We start from the raw sequence: 20,587 nt of genomic DNA on the forward strand, positions 1-20,587 counted from the left end.
ATCGGCTTGAAAAAAGCCAAGATTGGCCGCCATCTCACGAAACGAACCGCGGGGATGTCGACAGGATGCAGCAGAGCAGCGTGCCTTATTTCAGCCAATGGGAAACGCCCGGCATGACGCTGCCGGTGCTTGCTGAGGGGTCGCAGGCGCTGCTCAGCGATCCGCTCTGGCGCCAATCGGGAGCCGCGACCATTGAGGAATATGCGCGCTGGGCGGTGAATGTCTGCGGCATGGCCTGCTTGAAGATGATTCTCGCCGCGCGCGGCGAAATCCATCCGACTCTCGAGCTTGCCCGCGCCTGCACTAGATATGGCGGTTATGTCATCAACGAGATCGACGCTTCGATCAAGGGGCTGATCTACGCTCCCTTCGTCCGCTTTGTGAGAGAGCGTTTCGGGCTCGGCGCCGAGACGATGACCAACGTCGAGACGTCGGCCATCCCGGAACTTCTGTCGAAACGCTGCTTCTTCATCGCCTCGGTGCATTCGGCCATCCGCTGGCCGGAGCGCGAGCCGCCGGCAAAGGGCGGACATCTCGTGCTGGTGACATCAGCTTCGCAGGAGACGATCCGCTTCCACAATCCGTCCGGCCATGACGCGGCAAGCCAAGCGGATGTCACGCTGCCGCTTGCCGTCTTCGATCGTTTCTTTGCCAATCGCGGCATATCGGTCGAAGCCTGATCTTTCCGCATCCTATCGCTTCGGAGGCTTTCATGACCCCTTCCCCCAACAGGCTGCGCATTGCCGTGCTCTTCGGCGGCCGTTCGGCTGAGCACGAAGTTTCCATCCTCTCGGCGACCAACGTCATGGCTGCCCTGGAGCCCGAGAAATATGACGCCCTTCCCGTCTTCGTCACCCGCGAGGGACAATGGCTGCTGAGCAGCTTCGAGGACGGCCGGCTGGCGACACCCTCGTCAGGCACGGAAATCTGCCTCGTGCCGGGCGGCCGCGGGCGCATGCTGGCGATGTCAGCCCACGGCGCGCCACATGAATTGCCAAGGATCGACATCCTGTTTCCTGTGCTGCACGGCCCGCATGGTGAGGACGGATCGGTGCAGGGCGCAGCTGAAGTGGCGCGCGTGCCGCTCGCCGGCTGCGGCATCCTCGGTTCGGCCACGGCCCTCGACAAGGATATCGCCAAGCGCCTGCTGCGGGCGGCGGGCCTGCCGGTCGCCCGCGCCGTGACGATCCACGAGGGTGCTGCCCCTTCACTCTCCGCGCTCGAAGGCGAACTCGGCCTGCCGCTCTTCATCAAGCCGGCACGGCAGGGATCGTCGGTCGGCGTCGCCAAGGTCCATGCCAGCCAGGAATTCGCCGCAGCGCTCGAGCAGGCCTTCCGCCATGACCGCATCCTGCTTGCCGAGGAATTCGTCGCCGGACGCGAGATCGAATTCAGCGTGCTGGAGGATACCGACGGCAAGCTCTTCGTCTCCCGCCCGGGCGAGATCGTGCCGGCCGAAAGCCACGGCTTCTACAATTACAACGCCAAATATATCGATGAGAACGGCGCTGCCTTGAAAGTGCCGGCCGACCTGCCGGCGGAGATCGAGGCCGCCATGCGCGACATGGCCGCAAGGGCTTTCCGAGCCGTCGGCTGCGACGGCATGGCGCGCGTCGATTTCTTCCTGACATCGGACATGCGCTTCGTCATCAACGAGCTCAACACCATTCCCGGCTTTACCGATATCAGTATGTATTCCAAGGCGATGGCGGCAAGCGGCGTAAGCTATGCCGAGATCATCGACCGTCTGGTGGGCCACGGCATGGCGCGCGCCCGCAGGGCAGGCTAGATGATGAACAGGTCGATTCTGATTTCCGGATGTTCCGGCGGCGGAAAATCGACGCTGCTTGCGGAGCTTGGCCGCCGCGGTCAAAGAATCGTCGAAGAGCCCGGCCGGCGGATCGTCAAGCAGGAGCTCGATGGCGATGGCGCTGCCTTGCCTTGGGTCGACATGGCGGCCTTCGCCCGTCGTGCGATCGAAATGGCGATTGCCGACCACGCGGCCGTCGCACGGCAGCCGGGCTGGACGTTCTTCGATCGTGGGTTGATCGACGCCGCGGCAGCGCTTCAGCACCTGACCGGAGAACCGATCCTGGAAAGGTTGAGCGCCGCCTACCCTTACGACAGACGCGTTTTTCTCACGCCGCCATGGGCGGAGGTCTACGTGAGCGATCCTGAGCGGCGCCATGGCTTCGACGAGGCTGTCGCCGAATATGACCGGCTGGCCGCGATCTATCCCACGCTCGGCTACGAGGTCATCATACTGCCGAAGAGGCCGGTCGCCGATCGGGCCGATTTCGTGCTCGACCGCCTGTCTCGGGAAGCGAATTAGCTGCTTCTCGCCCGCATCTCAGCGCCTGTGAAGAACACACCATTGGAAAGACTGCCGGCCGCCGCCGGGCGTCGCATGCTCCTCGCGCCAGTCGCGCTCCAGTATGAAGGCGGGCGAGAACTCCGCCGCCAGCGCTGCCGCGTCATAACGCCGGACCGGCAAGCCGCTGCATCGTTCCGGCCCGTCCGGCGCGAAGGTCGCGATGATCACCGCGCTGCCCGGCACTGTGCCGGCTTCGAGCGCTTGGTGGTAGGCAAGCCGCTGTTCCGCCTCGGTGAGGAAGTGAAAAACGGCGCGGTCGTGCCATACGTCGTATTGGCGATCCGGTCTCCATTCGGTGACATCGGCCACCACCCAGACAACCTTGATGGCTTCATCCCGCAACCGCGCCTTCGCGACATCGAGTCCCGATGCGGCGATATCGAGAACGGTCAGATCGGACCACCCGCGCTCGACGAGACGATCGACAAGGCTCGAGGCGCCGCCGCCGACATCGATCAACGAGGCCTTGACCGGCAGCTGCAGTTCGTCAAGCGCGCGCAGCGAGGGCTCCGGTGTCGGCTGATACCAGCTGACGCAGTCTGCGGCTTTCGTGCGGTAGACCTCGTCCCAATGCTCCCGCTTTGCATCAGCCATTTCGACATCCTCATCGCTCGCTGAACCCCATCCTGACCGATCAACATGTAAGGATTGAGACGTCCCCGGCAATCACTGTTTTCTTCGAGTTGCGAGGCTCGTGACTTCATGAGAGGCTGTAGCTGGTCGACAGGGGAGCAATGAAATGCGGTCGATGCCATGACGCCCGTTGCAACCACCAGCGGTCTACCTCAAAACTTGGCCGGCCTTGGTCGCCTGCTTCGTGGAGAGCTTGTGCTGCCGGGCGATCCCGGCTTCGAACAAGCCCGGCGCGTATGGAACGGCCTCGTCGACAAGCGCCCTGCTGCAATCGCCTATTGCACCGGGGTCGATGACGTTGTTGCAGCCATATCCCTCGCGCGAGAAAATAATGTGCCGCTGTCGGTGCGCAGCGGCGGGCACAATGTTGCCGGCAATTCTGTGTGCGAAGGCGGACTGGTCATCGACCTGTCTCGAATGAAGAGCAGGCTGGTTGACGACACCAGGCGCGTCGCTGCCGTGGAAGCAGGCCTGACGCTGGCGGAATTCGACAGCGCGACGCAGGCCTTCGGCTTGGCGACAACCATGGGCGTCAATGGCGATACCGGTATTGCCGGGCTGACCCTTGGAGGCGGCTTCGGCAAGCTCGGTCGTCGTTACGGGTTGGCCTGCGACAATCTGTTGTCGGCGGAAATCGTCACCGCGGACGGCCGTGTCCTGCAGGCGAGCGCGAGCGAAAATCCCGATCTTTTCTGGGGACTGCGTGGCGGCGGCGGCAATTTCGGCGTCGTCACCAGATTCGAGTATCGGCTTCACGAGATTGGGACAGAGGTCCTTGCCGGGGCGGTTACTTTTCTGGAACCCCGTGCGCGCGAGGCGCTGAGATTCTATGATAGCTTCGCGACAGCGGCGCCGGATCAGCTCAGCCTCGATGCAGCTTTCGTTACATCGGCAGGCGAACGTCTGTTCAGCATCGCGATTTTTTATTCCGGCCCGTCCGGCAAAGCGGAGCAGATACTGGCGCCGCTGCTCGACTATGCCGAAGGCACTGCGGCGGACGTGCGCCTCGCTAGAGTCCCGTACCTGCAGGTACAGTCAGCCGGAGACGCCGTTTTCAGGACAGGGCGCCGTTATTCCTGGAAAGCGCAGTTCATGCGCGAATTGACCGAGGATGCGATCGACGTTTTGTTGGATGTCTACCGGAGGGCGCCGAATGAGAACGCGCTGCTCGTTTTCCAGCAGGTCGGGGGTGCGATCTCTCGCATCCCGGTGTCAGAGGCGGCCTATGCGTGCAGGAACGCCGAATTCGACTGCTTTCCAATTGCCATATGGGACGACCCTGCCAAGGACCAGGAGAACATCAGCTGGGTTCGCGAGGCCTGGGCGGCGATCAGGCCGCACTCGACGGGCGCCGTCTATGTCAACAATCTCGGCGAAGAAGGCCAGGAGCGGATCAAGGCAGCCTACGGGCCAAATTATCAGCGGCTTGTTGAACTCAAAAACAAATACGACCCGATGAATATGTTCTGTCTGAACCAGAACATCAAACCGACAGCGTAGCCATCATTGAAAAGCCCGGCGCGACGGCCGGGCTTTTCCTCAATCATTTTGGCAAATCTCAGAAGGTCGCGGCACCGCTGCCCCAGGGGCCGTGGTGGAAATCCTTGCCATCGAGGCGGTCGAAGCCGTGGGCGCCGAAGAAGTCGCGCTGGGCCTGGATGAGGTTGGCCGTTCCCCTGCCCTGGCGGTAGGCGTCGAAATAGGTGAGCGCCGAGGTCAGCGCCGGCACCGGCAGACCGGCGGCGAGAGCGGCGATCACGACGCGGCGAAGCGCCGGGATCGATTCCTTGACCATGGACGAGAAGGCCGGCGTGACGATGAGGTTCGCCGCATCGGGCGCATCGGTGAAAGCCTTGGTGATCTCGTCGAGGAACTGCGAGCGGATGATGCAGCCGGCGCGCCAGATCTTCGCGATAACAGGCATCGGCAGCGACCAGTTGAACTCCTTGGAAGCTTCCGCCATCACGGCGAAGCCCTGCGCATAGGCGCCGATCTTGGCGGCAAACAGCGCCAGTTCCAGATCCTTGTTGAGTTCGGGACCGTAGGCGATCGGGAAGGATACGGCCTGCGTGCCGAAAATCTTTTCGGCGGCTTCGCGCTGCGATTTCATCGAGGAAAGGCTGCGGGCCGCGACCGCGGCTTCGATCGCCGTTGCCGGAATGCCCATGTTCTGCGCTTCGATGGCCGACCATTTGCCGGTGCCCTTCTGGCCTGCCTTGTCGAGGATCATGTCGACCATCGGGCCGCCGGAAACCGGATCGGTCGCCGCAAGCACCTTTTCGGAGATCTCGATCAGGTAGGAGTTCAGCCGGCCCTTGTTCCACTCGCCGAAGATGCCGGAGATGTCGGAGGCGCTCTTCCCGAGGCCGTCGCGCAGGATGCCGTAGATTTCGCCGATCATCTGCATGTCGGCATATTCGATGCCGTTATGGATAGTCTTGACGAAATGGCCGGCGCCGTCATTGCCGAGCCAGGCGACGCAGGGCTCGTCATTGTAGCGGGCGGCAATCGAGGTCAGTACCTTCTCGACGCGCTTCCAGGATTCTTCGGTGCCGCCGACCATGATCGACGGTCCGTGGCGCGCACCCTCTTCGCCGCCGGAAACACCCATGCCGATGAAGGTGAGATCGGTATTCTTGAGGCGGTCGAAGCGGGCGACGGTGTCGCGGAAATTGGCGTTGCCGGCATCGATCATGATGTCGCCCTTGGAGAGACGCGGGCGCAGCGCCTCCATCTGCTGGTCGACGGCCTCACCGGCCTTGATCATGATGATGATCGGACGCGGCGGCCGGATCGCATCGACGAACTCTTCGATGGTCTTGCAGGGAATGATCTGCTTCTTCAGATCGCCGGCGCTTTCGTAGAATTCATCGGTTTTCTCAGGCGTGCGGTTGAAGACCGCGATTTTATTGCCTTTCTCCGCGATGTTGAGCGCCAGGTTGGAGCCCATGACCGCAAGGCCGATCAGTCCGATTTCTGCCTTTTCCACGACAAACCTCCGATGTGTCATTTGGACCGGTGTTGTGGCACTGTCTTGCTCAAACGGCAAGTCTGCCAAGGGTCTAATCGGTTCGCAAAAGCCAATGAAATGAAGCTTCCAATGCCGGCTTGTCCGACAAGCTGCCATCTGATCGGCAGGCAGCGATGTGGTGTGACCTGCCCTAGAACAGGATGATTTTGGGCCCGGTCGGCCTAAAATCTGAATCCTGTTCTAAATTAAAGAGTTAGAGCATGATGTCGCCCGAAAACCGCTCACACTTTTCGGCATCATGCTCTCGCGCATCTGTAATGTCCTATCTCATGGTATCATAGGCCGTTCGGGAGATGTCGCGTGGCAACGGAAAAACGAAACTGTGGAATTCTCCTGGCGGCCCGCGCCGGCCGCTATCGCGAATATGCGCCGCCGCCGGCGCTGCGGCGCCATTTCAGCCGGCTCTGGTCGCATTCGCTTCACGATGGACCGCCGGCAACGGTGGCGATCGTCCCGGACGGCTACTGCGATCTGCTTTGGATCGGCGGTCGGCTGGTCGTTGCCGGGCCTGACAGGACGGCGGCCTTTCCCCTCATCCGGCCGGGCACGACCGTCATTGGTGCGCGGTTTGCACCGGGCGCCGCCGCACCCTGGCTGAAAACGCCGCTCTCGGCGCTGGTCGGCTGCTCGGTGCGGCTTAGCGATATCGGCTGGACGGACACGGCCGATTTTGAGGCGCGGCTGCAAGATTGTCCCGCCGCTGCGGACGCGATGACGTTGTTCGCCCGACTGCTCGAAGAGGCCGCGCGCGAGGAGGAGGAGCCCGCCGCGGACGCCGCGGTGATCTTTGCCGCCGCCGACAGCGGCTGCCCGGCATCCAGGCTGCGCCACCGGCTCGACATCAGCGAAAGACAGCTGCGCCGCCGCTGCCACCAGCATTTCGGCTACGGCGCCAAGACGCTGGAACGCATCCGCCGATTCCAGCGTTTCCTCGACCTCTGTCGCAGATCGCACGCGATGCCGCTGGCCCATCTTGCGCTGGAAGCGGGCTTTGCCGATCAAGCCCACATGACGCGCGAGGTCGGCGAACTTTCATGCCTGACGCCTGGCGTCATTCTCGATCAACTCAACGCACGGGAAATGCCGGACTGACCGTTTTGTTCAAGACGCCGCGGATCGGGCTGTTATTCTCGCTCGACCAAGATCAAGGACCTGCAAGCCATGTCGACTATGCCCGCAAGAATCATCCACCAATCGATCGAGCGTGACTGGCGCGACGTCTACGACTTCGCCGGCAAGCCGGAGAACATGCCGCTCTGGGCCTCCGGCCTTGCGACCGGTCTCGAGCCCAATGGCGCCGATTGGATCGCCCATGGCCCTTTCGGCACCATCAAAGTCAGCTTCGTGCCCGCCAATGAATTCGGCGTGATCGACCATACGGTGACGATCGAATCCGGTCTTCGGGTCTATAATGCATTGCGCATCGTGCCGAACGGTGATGGTTGCGAGATCATGTTTACGCTGCTGCGCCTGCCCGGCATGACCGACGCGCAGTTTTCCGCCGATGCCGCCCATGTCGAGAAGGACCTCGCCATGCTGAAAGCCCTGATGGAGAGATAGATGGCCGATAAGTCAGAAAACCACGACCGCCGCATTGATTATGTCGAGTTCAACGTCGCCGACATCGCTGCCGCCAAGGCCTTTTATGGCTCGGCCTTCGGCTGGCGTTTCACCGATTACGGGCCGAACTACTGCGAATTCGACGATGGCCGTTTGAAGGGCGGCTTTACCGATTTCGGACCTGTGCGGCCAGGAGGGCCGCTTGTTGTCGTCTACGCCAATGATCTGGAGGAGGTGCTGACGTCGGTCGAAAGGGCCGGCGGCACGATCTGCCGGCCGATCACCGATTTTCCCGGCGGCCGCCGCTTCCATTTCCTCGATCGAGACGGTTACGAGCTCGCCGTCTGGGCGACTGCATAAGTTCGATCACCGATCCATCACGATCAGAGCACCGATCACCGTGCCGCCGGCATCGCGCAGCGGCGACATGCGACAGCGCACCTGCCGCGATGATCCAGCGCCAGTCGCCCGCTCATAGGTGTAGTCGATCTGCTCGCCGGCAAAGCAGGCATCCAGTTTATGCCTGGCGCATCCGGCAAAGCGTTCTTCGCCGATGAATTCGGAAATATGGTGGCCGATGAGATCCATCGGCTTTCTGTCCAGATGAGCGCTGTCGGCCGCATTGGAATAGAGATAGCGATAGTCCCTGGTCAGCACCGCCACCCGATCGGGCAGGCTTTCGAGGATCGCCGCATTGAGAAACTGGCCGTTGTCGGTGTCGGGCACGTAGGCTGCGGGCGGCTCGATTCGCACATCCTGCGGCGAAGGCACCCGCCAGTCCGGCCCATGCGTGCCGAAATAGCGATCAAGCAGGTAGGAAAGCACCGTCGTGTGTTCTCGGACGCTGGCGCTGTCGTCGGCATCCCGGGCGATGAGATGGCTGACGAACTGCAGTTGCATATACACTTCCAGCAGATTGGCGGCCTTGCATGCCAGGATCGCCTCGACCAGTGGCTCGACATGCCGATCGAGCGACATGACGCGCTGATCGTCGCCGAGGCGTATGGCTTCCTCTATTTGCGCGTAACGCAAGGAAAAGGCTCGAAATAGCTCCAGCAAGACGCCTCTCACTCCCATTGTCCCAAGCGGCGTGTCCAATAACCGGGATGGTGCACGTGCGAAAATGCGCCTTCCGGTAGATTTTACTCGCGCCATGGTGGTGACGGGTAACATGAAGTGTACTCGGTTTCAATCCGAGAGCACCTGCCGCTTTTCACCGCTGATAAATGGGGGGTGGACCTTCTTAGAGCCTTTCCTAGTTAGATTGAAGCATTCTGCCGGAGCAGGTTTTCGTCAGGGCAGAGGCGATTGGCGACCATCCGACTCCGTTTGAGCCAACAGAATGCTTCAATCTAACCAGGAAAGGCTCTAAGCGAGCGTCTTCTTGATCTGCCAGCGGTCGTGATACCAGAGCCACTGTTCCGGATATTCCCGCACCCAGCTCTCGACCTTGTCGTTGAGCAGCTGGGCCGCTGCCGGCAGGTCGAGATTGCCTCTTTCGTCGCGCGGCATCTCCAGCCGCGGCTCGATTTCCAGGCGGTAGCGGTTTCCCGGCAGGCGGATGCAGCGCGCCGGATAGACCTCGCAACCGAACTGGCGCACCAGCTTCGGCAGCAACGGATTGGTCTTCACCTCACGCCCGAAGAAGGTGCCCTTCAGCCCCTTGCCGAATTTTTGGTCGACGAGCACGCCCACGCCCTGGCCGGCTTCCAGCTGACGCGCCAGCGCGAAGGAGGAACCGGCATGAGACGGCACCAGCTTGCCCATGCGGGCGCTGCGGAAGTCGAACACCTTCTTGGCGACGTAAGGGTTATTCGGCGGCCGGAAGAGCACGGTCACCGTCAGTCCGAAGGCAGCACCCGCCACCGGCAGCAGCTCAAAATTGGCGGTGTGGCCGGTGAACACGATAAAGGGGCGCGGATTGTCGCGCAGGTCGAGGAAGATCGGAATGCCCGAGACCTCCACCCTGCCCGGTTCCGATTTTTCGGGATCATAGTCGAACAGCTGGTCGAGGAAGACATATTCGGCCGCGAGCCTTCCCATATTGCCCCAGCTGGCGAGCGCGATCTTCTCGATCTCGGCCTCGCTCTTCTCGGGAAAGGCGTTGCGCAGATTGGTCAGCATCAGCTTGTGGCGGCGGGTCCGCCGGCCGAGGCGGCGCATCACCCTGTCGGCAAAGCGGATCGCGCCGTCGGCCGGAAACAGCTTCAGCAGGTTCAGGAAGCCGAACATCGCCTGCGCCACCAGCCATTGCTGGAAATTCCTGAGCGCCAGGACGAGCCGGGTGATGATCAGCTTCACGTCAGGTCAATCCATCTTCAGGATGATCTTGCCGAAGATCTGGCGCGATTCCATCCGCTCCAGCGCCCGGTCGATATCGTCGAAGCCGACTTCGGTGTCGATGACGGGATGGACGAGCCCGCGGCCCATCTTCTGCATGGCATCAGCCATATTCTCCATGCGGCAGCCGAAGGAGCCGAGCAGTTTCAATTGCTGCTGGAACAGCATCATCAGGTTCATTTCGGTCGAAACACCGGAGGTCGAGCCGCAGGTGACAAGCCGCCCGCCGCGCTTCATGCAGAGCATCGAACCCGCCCAGGTATCCTTCCCGACATGTTCGAAAACGACGTCGACGCCCTTCTTCTTGGTGAGCTTGCGCACCACGCCCTCAAAGCGGTCGGTGCGGTAGTTGATGACGTGATCGGCGCCGAGCGCCTTGGCCTTCTCGATCTTGTCGTCGGAGCCGACGGTGGTGATGACGGTGCAGCCGATCTTCTTGGCAAGCTGGATTGCCGCCGTGCCGATGCCGGAGCCGCCGGCATGGACGAGGATCGTTTCACCGGGCTCGAGCTTGGCATTGTCGAACAGCATATGCTCGACCGTGCCGAAGGTGACGGGCGCGAGCGCCGCACCGATCGCATCGACTCCGGGAGGAGCCGGAACGAGCAGGCGCGCGGGAAGGTTGACCTTCTCTTGCGCAAAGCCGTCGAGATGAAAGCCGTGCACGCCGGAAACGTGTTCGCAGAGATTATCGCGGCCTTCCCGGCAGGGGCGGCAGAGCCCGCAGGTGCGCGCGCCATAGATCGAGACCAACTGACCCGGCAGCACGTTGGCGACACCGGGCCCGATCGCCTCGACGACGCCGGAGGCTTCCGCGCCGATGACGAGCGGCATCTTGCGCTTGGCAAACGCCATGCCGCGCCAGCCCCAGACGTCGATATGGTTGAGCGCCACGGCCTTGACCCGCAGCGTCACCTCGCCGGCTGCCGGTGCATCCGGTTCCGGCAGGTCGGTGATCTCAAGCTTGCGGTCATCGATCAGTTGCAGCGCGCGCATAATATATAGTTCTTTCTTCTACATGGATCGTCGTCATGCTCGGGCTTGTCCCGAGCATCTGCCAGCGGTCATTGAGTGACGCAAGTAGATCCTCGGGACAAGCCCGAGGATGACGTCAAAAACCACTTCGTCCCAAAATCAAGGAGGGTCTCTATGCCGGTTCGAGCGCCATGACAAGGCTGGCATTCTGCCCGCCGAAGCCGAAGGAGTTGGAAAGCACGGCCGAAACCTGGGCCTCCCTCTTCTTGTTCGGCACGACATCGAGCACGATCGACGGATCGGGATTGGTGTAGTTGATCGTTGGCGGCAGCGTGCCCGTCAGCATCGTCTGCAGCGAGAACACCGCCTCGACCGCGCCTGCAGCCGTCAGCGTATGGCCGATCATCGACTTGTTGGACGACACCGGAATGCCGACAAGCTTCTCACCGAAGACGGCGGACATCGAGCCATATTCCATCTTGTCGTTTTCAGGAGTCGAGGTGCCATGCGCGTTGATATAGCCGATGCCGCTCTCGTCGATGCCAGCATCAGCAAGGGCCGCGCGGATCGTCGCGATGGCCGGGCCGCCGTCGGGCGACGACCGGGTGCGGTGGAAGCTGTCGGCCTTGTCGCCGGCGCCCTTCATAATGCCGAGCACCTTGGCGCCGCGGGCAACCGCCGATTCCAGCGATTCCAGCACCAGCGTCGCGGCACCCTCCGCGATGACGAAGCCGTCGCGGTCCTTGCTGAACGGCTTGGAGGCCTTGGTCGGCGGATCGTTCTGCGTCGAAAGGGCAGACAGCAGCGAGAAGCGGATCAGCGCTTCGGCGCTCAGCGATCCGTCCGTCGCAACGGTCAGCGCGCGGTCGGTGCGACCCTGGCGGATCGCTTCGATGCCGAGCTGGATCGCAGTGACGCCGGAGGCGCAGGCCGTCGACAAGGTCACGGGAAGGCCGCGCGTACCGAACCGGTCTGCGAGGCGCTCGGAAATCGCGCCGAACAGGGCCGCTTCGTGGAACGCCGGGTCCGGCCGTTGGCGCAGCGCCGTCAAGAAGCGCTCGTAGGCGTCACCCGGATGGTCGGCCGCCGGCGAACGGTCGGCAAGTTCGAAACGGGCGCTCCATTCGGGCTCGATCGGCGGCGCGGCAAGGAACAGCGGGCCGTTGAAATCGCCTGAGAGACCGGCGTCGGCCAATGCCTCGATGGTCGTCTCGCGCGCGAAGGCATAGGAGCGCTCGACGGCGTTCGGCACCGGAATGTCGATAAAATCGACGGTGCCGGCGATCCGTGTGGACAGGCCTTCTGTGGGAAAACGGTTGATTGCGTGGATGCCCGAGGTGCCGGAGGAAAGGGCTGCCCAATTGTCCTTCAGGCCCTGGCCGAGCGAGGTGATGATGCCCATGCCGGTCACTGCGACGATCGGCCGGCCGAGATGATCCTTGTAAGCAGAATCCGTCATATCTGTCTCCTCACGCCTCAGCAGAAAGAACGGCGACGCCCTCGCCGCGCTGGTGACCGACTGTCGTGACGACAGCAGCCTTCGTACCTGCCTTCATTGGCGCTTCATGGGCGGCATCGAACGGCGGGACCTTGGCATTGGCATCGATGGCAAGGGCTGCGAGCGCCAGCCCCAGCGGGAACTGCGCCTCGATCGTGTGACCGGACACACCGCCGAAGCCGCGGATGGCAGCGCCGGGAAGCTGATGCTCCAGCACCGCCTTTTCGCGGGCTGCGATCTCATGCATGCCGGTCGAGCCGGAGAAGATCGCTGTGCTCTCCGCCGGCAGCTCGGCGGCAGGCTTTAGCAGCCGCTCCATGCGCACCTCGAAATTGCCGGCGCTGCGATTGCCGCGATCGCCTTCGACGGCGCTGATCGTCGCATAGATATGCGCGCCGCGCTCTTCCGCATGCTTGCGCGATTCCAGCACCAGGAAGGCACCGGCCGAACCGGTGATCATGCCGCCGCCCTCGAGGCCGGAGCGCGACCAGAGCGGCGCCCACTCGCCGCGCGTATGCGCGCCTATCGCCTCGGTCAGCAGGATCATGTCGGGGCGCTCGGCAGCAAAGGCGCCGCCGACAAGCGCATGGGTGGATTCGCCGGAGCGAATCCGCCAGAACGCCGTCTCGACGGCGGAAACGCCTGAGGCTTCCTCGCCCATGAAGGTGCGCGACGAGCCGGTGACCTTGTGAACGATGGAAATGTTGCCGGCGAGCAGGTTGGAAAGCTGCGCCAGGAAGAGCGTCGGCCGGAGTTCCGTCGTCAGCTTCTCGTTCAGCAGCAGCTCGCGGTCGTTGCGCTTCAGGCCCTCGTCGACGATCAGCGTATCGACGTTGATGTCGCGTTCGCCGCCGCCGGCCGCCACGATCATATCCATCGTGCCGCAGGCCTCGATATTGTCCTTGAAGCCGGCATCGTCGAGCGCGAGCCCCGCTGCGAACACGCCGATGCGCTGCCAGTTTTCCATCTGGCGCTGGTCGCCACGCTTGGCGATCTGCTGCGACCAGTCGATCTCCGGCAGCGGATGCACCGGATAGGGCTTGAATTTTTCGGTCTCGACGATCGCCTTCGGTGCCCTTTCGGCCGAAAGCAGCGCGATATGCGCATCCTTGCCGACGCCCTGACAGGTGACGATGCCGACGCCAGAAATGACGACGTCGTTTGCGGCCTTGCTCATCCAATCACTCCCTGCGCTGCGATCGCCTCGAGAAGCCCGACCTCGCCGGCGCGTTTTTTCACGATATCGCCGAGCGGAACCTCGCTGAAGGGCATGGTGCGCAGTTTCAGCTGCGCGTCGCAGACCTTCTTGCCGCCGCTGGTGATCTTGGCCTTAGTGACCGCGAAGCCCGAACCGTCGTGCTCCAGCACCGCCTCGATGTCGAGCACGGCCTCCGGCTCGACGAAGGTGCGCATCTTGGCGCCGTCGACCGACATCAGGAAGGGCATGGCGGCGAAATCGGTTGCGGCAAGCACCAGCATGCCGGAGGCCTGCGCCATGGTCTCTATCAGCAACACGCCGGGAACGAGCGGCATGCCGGGAAAATGGCCCTCGAAGACGGGGCTTTTGGCCGGCACGACGGATCGCGCCGCAAGCGTGCCCTTCTTCAGGTCCACCGCTTCGACGCGGTCAATCATCTGGAAATATTCCAGCAGCATTCGGATCCTCCGGCCCGACGGGCAAGATCCGCCCACCGGTGACGCCTAGTTAGGAACGAAACCGCCCAGCCGCCATAGTCAGGGCGGCAGGGCGTTCAAAAAAGACTGGTGTGTCGCTCAGGCCTTGGCCGCTTTAAGCTCGTCGATCTTGGCGCAGAGGTTCTTCAGCACGAAATATTCTTCCGTAGAAACCTTGCCTTCGTTGACCTCCTGCGTCCACTTTTCGAGCGGAATCTTGATGCCGAATTCCTTGTCGATCGCAAAGACGATGTCGAGAAAATCGAGGCTGTCGATACCGAGGTCGTCGATCGTATGGCTCTCCGGCGTGATCGTGGCGCGATCGATCTCGCTGGTTTCTGCAATAATGTCGGCAACTTTATCGAATGTAGCGGTCACGCGCTGTACCTCATGAAATGACGATTTAAACCCCCTCATAGGCAAATCCTTTTCAAAAGCCAATGCTTTCGTCCGGGCGTTACGGCAAATTGACAATAAGGTGTTGCCTAAACAGCAATGGAACGCCGGCGAATGCAGGCGCCGAAAACAGGATGCGGCTGTCCACCATCCGCACCAGTCTTTGATCTGGATCAAATTATGCGCGCTGGCATTTGATAATCATCAAGCTGCGCTGGAAGGAATTGCGATCGCGTTCCAGCATGTCCGGCTTTTTGAAGGATCACGACGATGGACGTTGCCAGCAGCGAGATTTTCGAGACAGGCACGCCCGTCGCATGTCGTTCCTGTCAGGCGCGGCACGGCGTCGTCTGCGGCGCCCTGTCGAACGCTCAGTTGAAGGAGCTCAACCGCCACTCCCTGCGCCGCAAGATCGAGGCCGGCTCGGAGATCGTTGCGCAAGGATCGGAAAGTTCGTTTTATTCGAACATCATGCGCGGCGTGGTGAAGCTCTGCAAGATGATGCCGGACGGACGCCAGCAGATCGTCGGCCTGCAGTTCGCTCCCGATTTCGTCGGCAGGCCCTTCGTCCGCGAAAGCACACTATCGGCGGAGGCGGCAACCGACGCCGAAATTTGTGTCTTCCCGCGCAACCTGCTCGACCGCATGATCGCGGAGACGCCGGAGCTGCAGCGCAGGCTGCACGATCAGGCGCTCAACGAGCTGGACGCCGCGCGCGACTGGATGCTGACGCTCGGCCGCCGCACGGCGGAGGAGAAGGTTGCAAGCCTGCTCCACCTCATTGCAACCCATGCCGAGCCGCAAACCGCCGTCAGCACGGCCTTCGATTTGCCGTTATCGCGCGCCGAGATCGCCGATTTTCTCGGGCTGACGATCGAAACCGTCAGCCGGCAAATGACAAGGCTGCGCAAGCGGGGTGTTATCCTGATCGAGAACTCCAGACATATCGTCATTCCCGATCTGGATGAGCTGGAAAGGATCAGCGCCTAACGCGATCACACGTCGAATTCGGATTCAGGCGCTGATCCGGGATCAGCGCGTGATGACGACGCGGGTATTGGCAAGACCCGCCTGCCGCGCCAGTGAGAAGAACTCGGCCGCATTGTCAGGATGCAGGCGAACGCAGCCATGCGAGGCCGGTGTGCCGAGTCGCTTCAGATCGAAAGTGGCGTGAACGGCGTAACCGCCGTTGAAAAATACAGCATACGGCATCGGCGCATTGTCGTATTTGCGCGAACGGTGATCGCGCGACAGCCATTTGGCGCTCCAGGAGCCGGTGGGCGTGACATAACCATTGCGCGCGGTCGAAACCTTCCAGCGATATTTGACGAAGCCGTCCTCGGTGACGGTCATCGTCTGTTTGCCGATACTGATATTGGCAACCAGCGTCGCTGCTTCAGCCGCAACCGGAGAAAACTGCAGCAATAAGCTTGCCGCCGCGGCGGCAAAAATCGTCTTCATGATAACCCCTCTTCGCACCCGCGCATTTGATTGCGCCCTCACGACAGAGAGACTACGACGATACTTGATTATATAGCTTTAACCCGAATGGTAATCACAATTCTAACAGGGCAATGACGGGTTTAAGCGCCGCAGGACGGCCGCTCTGTCTCACTGAAGCTTGCGCGCCGCCGGCCTTTGCTTGAGCTGCTGATAGGCCTTGTTCATCCTTTCGCGGATGGAGGCCATGGTGCCGAGATTATGGCCGCAGGCCGCGCAGCTTATGATGTCCGTCTCCCGGATCTCCGGACGCTCGAATTTCATCTTGGTGCTTTTGCACTTCGGGCACGGTAGTTCAACCTGAACTGTCATCGTTCTGCTTCCGGTCTGATGGATATGAGGCGTTTCGCATAAAGCTTTACGGCAGGACTGTCCACTGGGGCGTGAGCTGTGCCGCAAGTCCCTCACAGAAAGCACAAAAACAATCCGAACGTCACGCCGGCAAGCACCATGCAGCTCGCCTGATACACGGAGACTCCGTCTTCGATGTCGCCGGATGTCGCGACATCGCGCCCAGGATTGTTGATCATCGGTTCGGTAACGAGCACGCCGCCATAGATGCGCGGTCCTGCGAGCTGGACATTCAGCGCGCCAGCCATTGCCGCTTCCGGCCGGCCGGAATTCGGCGAACGGTGCAGACCGCCGTCGCGCATCGCCACCCGGATCGCCTCGCGGCAGGCGCTGGTGCCGCGCCGGATCCAGGCGCCGGCAGCAATCAGCAGGATGGAAAGGCGCGCGGCCGGCCAGTTGGCGACATCGTCGAGCCGGGCGGCCGCCCAGCCGAAATCGATGTATTTTTCCGATCTATGGCCGATCATCGAATCCGCCGTGTTCAGCATCTTGTAGGCAAAAAGCCCTGGCAGGCCGAAGATAGCGTACCAAATCGCCGGCGCGACGACGCCATCGGAGAAGTTCTCGGCAAGGCTTTCGATCGCCGCGCGGCAGACGGCCGGCTCATCCAGCGTCTCGGGGTCGCGCCCGACAATGCGGGCGACGGCGGCCCGCCCACCGGCAAGCCCCTCCTCACGCAGGGCGACGGCAACGGCAGCGACGTGGTCGGCAAGGCTCTTCTGCGCCAGAAAGATCGCCACCAGCCCGGTCTCCAGCAGGATGCCGCCGAGGCCGAACAGCGCGAAAAACCGGTTGAACACGAAGCCTGCCGCCACAGCCAGCAACAGCAGCGCCAGGATGGCGGCAACGCCGTTCATCCGCCGTTGATGCCCCGTGAGGCTTGAAGGATTGAGCTGCTGGTCGGCATAGGAGATCACCGCTCCGAAAATCGCAACGGGATGCGGCACGCGTGACCAGAGCCATTGCGGATCGCCGAGTATCCGGTCGAGCAGCAGCGCCAGAAGCAGCACGAGAAGGTTTAGATCGATCGTCATCGCTCAAATCTCTGAAGGACTTCGCCAAGCCGCCGGTCCGCCGCCGGATCGGGCGTCAGCCCGAAACGGAGCCAAGCGGGCGCATAGTCGAACTTGCGGACGAGAATATGATGGCGGCAGAGATGCGTGTAAATGTCGCTCGCCCTGGCATCGTCGACAAGGGTAAACAACGCCGTTCCCCCTGTGATCTGCAGCCCGAGCCCGGTCAGCACCGCATGCAGCCCGGCGCGGCGTTCATCGATGCGCCGGCGGATGGGGGAAACGTCCGAACGCAGCAGCGAGCCCGCTATCGAAAGGGCCGGTCCGGAAACCGCCCAGGGTCCGAGCCACTCCTCGAAACGCTTGAGAATATCGTCAGGCGCAATCGCAAAGCCGAGCCGCAGACCGGCGAGCCCGAAAAACTTGCCGAAGGAGCGGAAGATCACCAGATTGGAAAGCCTCTGCGCGTGGCCCGCGAGACTGAACGCCGGATCGGCATCGCCGAAGGCTTCGTCGACAACCAGAAGTCCGTTGACCGCCTTCATCCTGTCATGCACGCCAATCAGCGTTTCCACAGGCCATGCCAGCCCATCGGGATTGTTCGGATTGACGACGACGGCAAGCCGATGCTCGGTTCCGATCGCCGCGACATGATCGACGGTATCGACGGCAAAACCGGCCGAAATAAAAGCGCGCGCATACTCGCCATAGGTCGGCGCCACGACGGCGACCTTGGCGCCCTCACCCGTTGTCAGCAACCGCGGCAGAAGCTGGATCACCGATTGCGTGCCGGGCACCGGCAGCGGCAGGATCTCGCCGCTCCCGTAGTAATCGCGCGCCGTCCGCCTTGCCTCATCGACCAGATGGCTGTCCGGGAGGCGGTGCCAGGCCCTTGTCGGGATTTCCGGCAGGGCCGCCGGGCATGGATTGATCCCGGTGGAAAGGTCGAGCCAGTCTTCCGGCCTGCCGCCAAAGGCGGCAGCAGCGGCAGTAACTCCGCCACCGTGAACGATCAGCGCGCTCATGCGGAGATCCCGGCAAGATCGATCAGATGCATGTAGGAACCCGCCACCTGCCCGCGCCGGAGCCCCGCCGGGCCGAGATCGGTTCCGAGCGCATCCCGCACCTGAAACAGCCGCTCGCCCTCGCCTTCGGAAATGAGGGTAGAATAGTGGAATTCATGCGCCGTCATCGCCCGCTGAAAGATCGCATGATCGAGCGGCATGACGTGGCGATAACCGAGATGGCGTTTGCGCGCGGCATAGCTGGTGACGACGGGCAGCAGACCGAGCATCTCGTGACGCTTGCCCTCTGCGTCGATCAGCCCTTCGCCGAGCACCATGTAGCCGCCGCACTCGCCATAGATCCGGATGCCGCGCGCCACCGCATCGAGGAGGGCAGCGCGGAAATTCCGCGCCTGGGAGAGCTTTCCGGCATGCAGTTCGGGATACCCCCCGGGCAGATAGATAGCATCGGCATCGGCAGCCGGCACCTCGTCGGCGAGCGGCGAGAAGAAGGAAATCGCAGCTCCCCGCCGCCGCCAGCCAAGCAGCATGTGCTCATAGGAAAAGGCAAAGGCGATATCGCGGGCCACCGCAATGCGACTGCCGAGCGGCGGCAGGCGATCGATATTGGCGGCCGACGGCCGGTTGAGGCCCTGCCTGGCGATGCGCAGCAGAAACTCGAAATTGCATTCCTCGGAGACGGCATCCGCCGCATGCTCGATGAAACCTTCAAGGCTCGCATGTTCACCGGCCTGAACAAGCCCGAGATGGCGATCCGGCAGGGCAAGCGCCTTGTCGCTGCCGATCACGGCGATCACGGGCATGCGGATCGCCTCGAGCGCCTGACGCAGCATCGCCTCGTGCCGTTCGCTGCCGACCTTGTTGAGGATGACGCCCGCAACGCGGACATCGGCGCGGAAACCGGCAAATCCGGCCACCAGCGGCGCGACCGATTGCGACATGCGTGAGGCGTCGACGACCAGCACCACGGAAAGGCCGAGCTGGGCGGCCAGATCCGCTGCCGTCCCTTTGCCGTCGGCCGCCCCGTCGAACAGCCCCATCATCGCCTCGACGACGAGAATGCGGTCGCCGGAGCGGTGCAGCGTCGCATTGGCCGAGATCAGCTCCGTCCGCATCGCCCAGGGATCGAAATTCAGGCACAGCGTGCCGCTCGCGGCGGCATGGAAGGCGGGATCGATATAGTCGGGGCCGGCCTTGCCGGGCGCGATCGCGATGCCGCGCCGACGCAAGGCTCTGAGCAGGCCGAGCGTCACCGTCGTCTTGCCGGCACCGGAAGAAGGAGCTGCGATCAGGAGGCCGCTCATGCCAGCACCTGGCCGGACTGGCGGAACGGATCGGGCTGCAGGCGTCGTCCGGCGAGAGCGCCGAGCCAATCGAGCGAGACTCGGAGCCGCACCACCTCGCCGACGACGACCACCGCCGGCGGCTCGAGCCCGGAGGCGGCGACAGCCTCGGTCGCCTGCCCAAGCGTCGTCTCCAGCACCTGCTGCGCGCCGGTCGCCGCATTGCAGACGAAAGCCACGGGCTCGGATGGCAAGCGGCCAGCCGCAATGAGGTTGGCGCTGATCTGGGCGATATGCTTCATCGCCATGTACATGACGATCACGGGCGAACCCTTGCCGATCGCTTCCCAGTCGATCCTGTCGGGCACGATGCCGGAGGAATCATGGCCGGTGAGAAACGTCACCGCATGATTGATCTCGCGATGCGTCACGGGAATGCCGGCATAGGCAAGCCCGCCGATACCGGCGGTGATCCCCGGCACGATGCGGAACGGGATATTGTGCTCGACCAGCGTCAGCGCCTCCTCGCCGCCGCGCCCGAAGACGAAAGGATCGCCCCCCTTCAGCCGAAGCACCCGCTTGCCGGCGCGCGCCAGTTCCACCAGGCGCAACGAAATATCCCGCTGCTTAGCCGAGGGTTTGCCGCCGCGTTTGCCGGCATATTCGAGTTCGGCGCCGGGGTGCGCGAGCCTCAGACAGTCCTCATTGACCAGCGCGTCATGGACGATCACATCGGCCTCGGCGAGCCCCCTGGCGGCCAAGAGCGTCAGCAGGCCCGGATCACCCGGACCGGCCCCGACGAGCCAGACGGTGCCCGGCTCCAAGGCCGGCAAATGGGAGACTATGCTATTCAACATTTTGTTGATCTAGGCCCAGCAAGAGCCAAGGTCAACGCCGCTCGCACCACCTTGCTTGAAGTTGCTGAGATGACGAT

The 20,587-nt window shown here is 62.7% G+C and carries 23 protein-coding genes; 8 read left to right on the plus strand and 15 right to left on the minus strand.

Annotation, left to right across the window (positions count from 1 at the left end):
• Positions 1 to 65 precede the first annotated feature (65 nt).
• The 3 genes from AMK00_RS12595 to AMK00_RS12605 are packed head-to-tail and all read left to right on the plus strand — an operon-like array spanning position 66 to position 2,332.
• The gene (locus AMK00_RS12595; protein WP_064810568.1) at positions 66 to 680 is read left to right on the plus strand and encodes a C39 family peptidase; all 615 of its coding nucleotides are present in this window, start codon (positions 66 to 68) and stop codon (positions 678 to 680) included.
• Between the two features lie 32 nt (positions 681 to 712).
• The gene (locus tag AMK00_RS12600; RefSeq protein ID WP_064803170.1) at positions 713 to 1,789 is read left to right on the plus strand and encodes a D-alanine--D-alanine ligase family protein; all 1,077 of its coding nucleotides are present in this window, start codon (positions 713 to 715) and stop codon (positions 1,787 to 1,789) included.
• A gap of 3 nt (positions 1,790 to 1,792) precedes the next feature.
• Complete coding sequence (locus AMK00_RS12605; RefSeq protein WP_064811707.1) at positions 1,793 to 2,332, plus strand: AAA family ATPase; 540 nt, start codon at positions 1,793 to 1,795, stop codon at positions 2,330 to 2,332.
• A gap of 18 nt (positions 2,333 to 2,350) precedes the next feature.
• On the opposite strand, the gene AMK00_RS12610 is transcribed toward AMK00_RS12605, so the two are convergent.
• Complete coding sequence (locus tag AMK00_RS12610) at positions 2,351 to 2,968, minus strand: class I SAM-dependent methyltransferase (RefSeq protein WP_064803174.1); 618 nt, start codon at positions 2,966 to 2,968, stop codon at positions 2,351 to 2,353.
• A 159-nt stretch (positions 2,969 to 3,127) separates the two neighbouring features.
• Between AMK00_RS12610 and AMK00_RS12615 the strand changes: the two genes are divergently transcribed.
• Positions 3,128 to 4,507 carry an FAD-binding oxidoreductase gene (locus AMK00_RS12615; protein ID WP_064810569.1) on the plus strand — a complete coding sequence of 460 codons (1,380 nt, stop codon included), beginning with the start codon at positions 3,128 to 3,130 and terminating at the stop codon, positions 4,505 to 4,507.
• Positions 4,508 to 4,565: 58 nt separating this feature from the next.
• On the opposite strand, the gene gndA is transcribed toward AMK00_RS12615, so the two are convergent.
• Positions 4,566 to 6,017, minus strand: a complete 1,452-nt coding sequence (gene gndA / locus AMK00_RS12620; RefSeq protein ID WP_189637602.1) for an NADP-dependent phosphogluconate dehydrogenase — start codon at positions 6,015 to 6,017, stop codon at positions 4,566 to 4,568.
• Positions 6,018 to 6,338: 321 nt separating this feature from the next.
• Between gndA and AMK00_RS12625 the strand changes: the two genes are divergently transcribed.
• The 3 genes from AMK00_RS12625 to AMK00_RS12635 all read left to right on the plus strand — a co-directional run bounded on the left by AMK00_RS12625 (position 6,339) and on the right by AMK00_RS12635 (position 7,958).
• Positions 6,339 to 7,130, plus strand: a complete 792-nt coding sequence (locus tag AMK00_RS12625; RefSeq protein WP_064810571.1) for a helix-turn-helix domain-containing protein — start codon at positions 6,339 to 6,341, stop codon at positions 7,128 to 7,130.
• A gap of 69 nt (positions 7,131 to 7,199) precedes the next feature.
• On the plus strand, positions 7,200 to 7,598 hold the full coding sequence (locus tag AMK00_RS12630) for a hypothetical protein (protein ID WP_064810572.1): 399 nt from the start codon (positions 7,200 to 7,202) through the stop codon (positions 7,596 to 7,598).
• On the plus strand, positions 7,599 to 7,958 hold the full coding sequence (locus AMK00_RS12635; RefSeq protein ID WP_004669769.1) for a VOC family protein: 360 nt from the start codon (positions 7,599 to 7,601) through the stop codon (positions 7,956 to 7,958).
• A 6-nt stretch (positions 7,959 to 7,964) separates the two neighbouring features.
• Here AMK00_RS12635 and AMK00_RS12640 read toward each other — a convergent pair whose 3' ends face one another.
• The 7 genes from AMK00_RS12640 to AMK00_RS12670 all read right to left on the minus strand — a co-directional run bounded on the left by AMK00_RS12640 (position 7,965) and on the right by AMK00_RS12670 (position 14,463).
• Positions 7,965 to 8,657 (minus strand): PAS domain-containing protein, encoded by a 693-nt coding sequence (locus AMK00_RS12640; protein ID WP_189637637.1) that lies wholly within the window; start codon positions 8,655 to 8,657, stop codon positions 7,965 to 7,967.
• Between the two features lie 309 nt (positions 8,658 to 8,966).
• Positions 8,967 to 9,899, minus strand: coding sequence for a lipid A biosynthesis lauroyl acyltransferase (locus AMK00_RS12645; protein ID WP_064810573.1), 933 nt, complete (start codon positions 9,897 to 9,899; stop codon positions 8,967 to 8,969).
• A gap of 6 nt (positions 9,900 to 9,905) precedes the next feature.
• The gene (locus tag AMK00_RS12650; RefSeq protein WP_004669770.1) at positions 9,906 to 10,934 is read right to left on the minus strand and encodes a zinc-binding dehydrogenase; all 1,029 of its coding nucleotides are present in this window, start codon (positions 10,932 to 10,934) and stop codon (positions 9,906 to 9,908) included.
• 151 nt (positions 10,935 to 11,085) lie between these two features.
• Positions 11,086 to 12,372 (minus strand): beta-ketoacyl-ACP synthase, encoded by a 1,287-nt coding sequence (locus tag AMK00_RS12655; RefSeq protein WP_064810574.1) that lies wholly within the window; start codon positions 12,370 to 12,372, stop codon positions 11,086 to 11,088.
• A 10-nt stretch (positions 12,373 to 12,382) separates the two neighbouring features.
• The gene (locus AMK00_RS12660) at positions 12,383 to 13,588 is read right to left on the minus strand and encodes a beta-ketoacyl-ACP synthase (protein WP_064810575.1); all 1,206 of its coding nucleotides are present in this window, start codon (positions 13,586 to 13,588) and stop codon (positions 12,383 to 12,385) included.
• Entirely contained in the window at positions 13,585 to 14,067 is a 483-nt protein-coding gene (locus tag AMK00_RS12665; RefSeq protein WP_064803194.1) for a 3-hydroxyacyl-ACP dehydratase FabZ family protein, read from the minus strand. The genes AMK00_RS12660 and AMK00_RS12665 overlap by 4 nt, the downstream gene beginning before the upstream one ends.
• Before the next feature lie 117 nt (positions 14,068 to 14,184).
• The gene (locus AMK00_RS12670) at positions 14,185 to 14,463 is read right to left on the minus strand and encodes an acyl carrier protein (RefSeq protein WP_003540486.1); all 279 of its coding nucleotides are present in this window, start codon (positions 14,461 to 14,463) and stop codon (positions 14,185 to 14,187) included.
• Between the two features lie 288 nt (positions 14,464 to 14,751).
• On the opposite strand from AMK00_RS12670, the gene AMK00_RS12675 reads away from it, so the two are divergent.
• Complete coding sequence (locus tag AMK00_RS12675; protein WP_064810576.1) at positions 14,752 to 15,471, plus strand: Crp/Fnr family transcriptional regulator; 720 nt, start codon at positions 14,752 to 14,754, stop codon at positions 15,469 to 15,471.
• 42 nt (positions 15,472 to 15,513) lie between these two features.
• On the opposite strand, the gene AMK00_RS12680 is transcribed toward AMK00_RS12675, so the two are convergent.
• From AMK00_RS12680 to cobA, 6 genes are all read right to left on the minus strand, one after another.
• Positions 15,514 to 15,942 (minus strand): L,D-transpeptidase, encoded by a 429-nt coding sequence (locus AMK00_RS12680; RefSeq protein ID WP_064803198.1) that lies wholly within the window; start codon positions 15,940 to 15,942, stop codon positions 15,514 to 15,516.
• A gap of 150 nt (positions 15,943 to 16,092) precedes the next feature.
• Positions 16,093 to 16,293 carry an ECs_2282 family putative zinc-binding protein gene (locus AMK00_RS12685; RefSeq protein ID WP_064803200.1) on the minus strand — a complete coding sequence of 67 codons (201 nt, stop codon included), beginning with the start codon at positions 16,291 to 16,293 and terminating at the stop codon, positions 16,093 to 16,095.
• Between the two features lie 92 nt (positions 16,294 to 16,385).
• Positions 16,386 to 17,366, minus strand: a complete 981-nt coding sequence (gene cbiB / locus AMK00_RS12690) for an adenosylcobinamide-phosphate synthase CbiB (protein ID WP_064803201.1) — start codon at positions 17,364 to 17,366, stop codon at positions 16,386 to 16,388.
• Complete coding sequence (gene cobD / locus AMK00_RS12695; RefSeq protein WP_064810577.1) at positions 17,363 to 18,370, minus strand: threonine-phosphate decarboxylase CobD; 1,008 nt, start codon at positions 18,368 to 18,370, stop codon at positions 17,363 to 17,365. The genes cbiB and cobD overlap by 4 nt, the downstream gene beginning before the upstream one ends.
• Positions 18,367 to 19,674, minus strand: a complete 1,308-nt coding sequence (locus tag AMK00_RS12700; RefSeq protein ID WP_064810578.1) for a cobyrinate a,c-diamide synthase — start codon at positions 19,672 to 19,674, stop codon at positions 18,367 to 18,369. The genes cobD and AMK00_RS12700 overlap by 4 nt, the downstream gene beginning before the upstream one ends.
• Complete coding sequence (gene cobA / locus AMK00_RS12705; protein ID WP_064810579.1) at positions 19,671 to 20,510, minus strand: uroporphyrinogen-III C-methyltransferase; 840 nt, start codon at positions 20,508 to 20,510, stop codon at positions 19,671 to 19,673. The genes AMK00_RS12700 and cobA overlap by 4 nt, the downstream gene beginning before the upstream one ends.
• Between the last annotated feature and the right edge of the window lie 77 nt (positions 20,511 to 20,587).

Origin of the sequence: Rhizobium sp. N621 (genome assembly GCF_001664325.1) — a bacterium.
Lineage (GTDB): Bacteria > Pseudomonadota > Alphaproteobacteria > Rhizobiales > Rhizobiaceae > Rhizobium > Rhizobium esperanzae.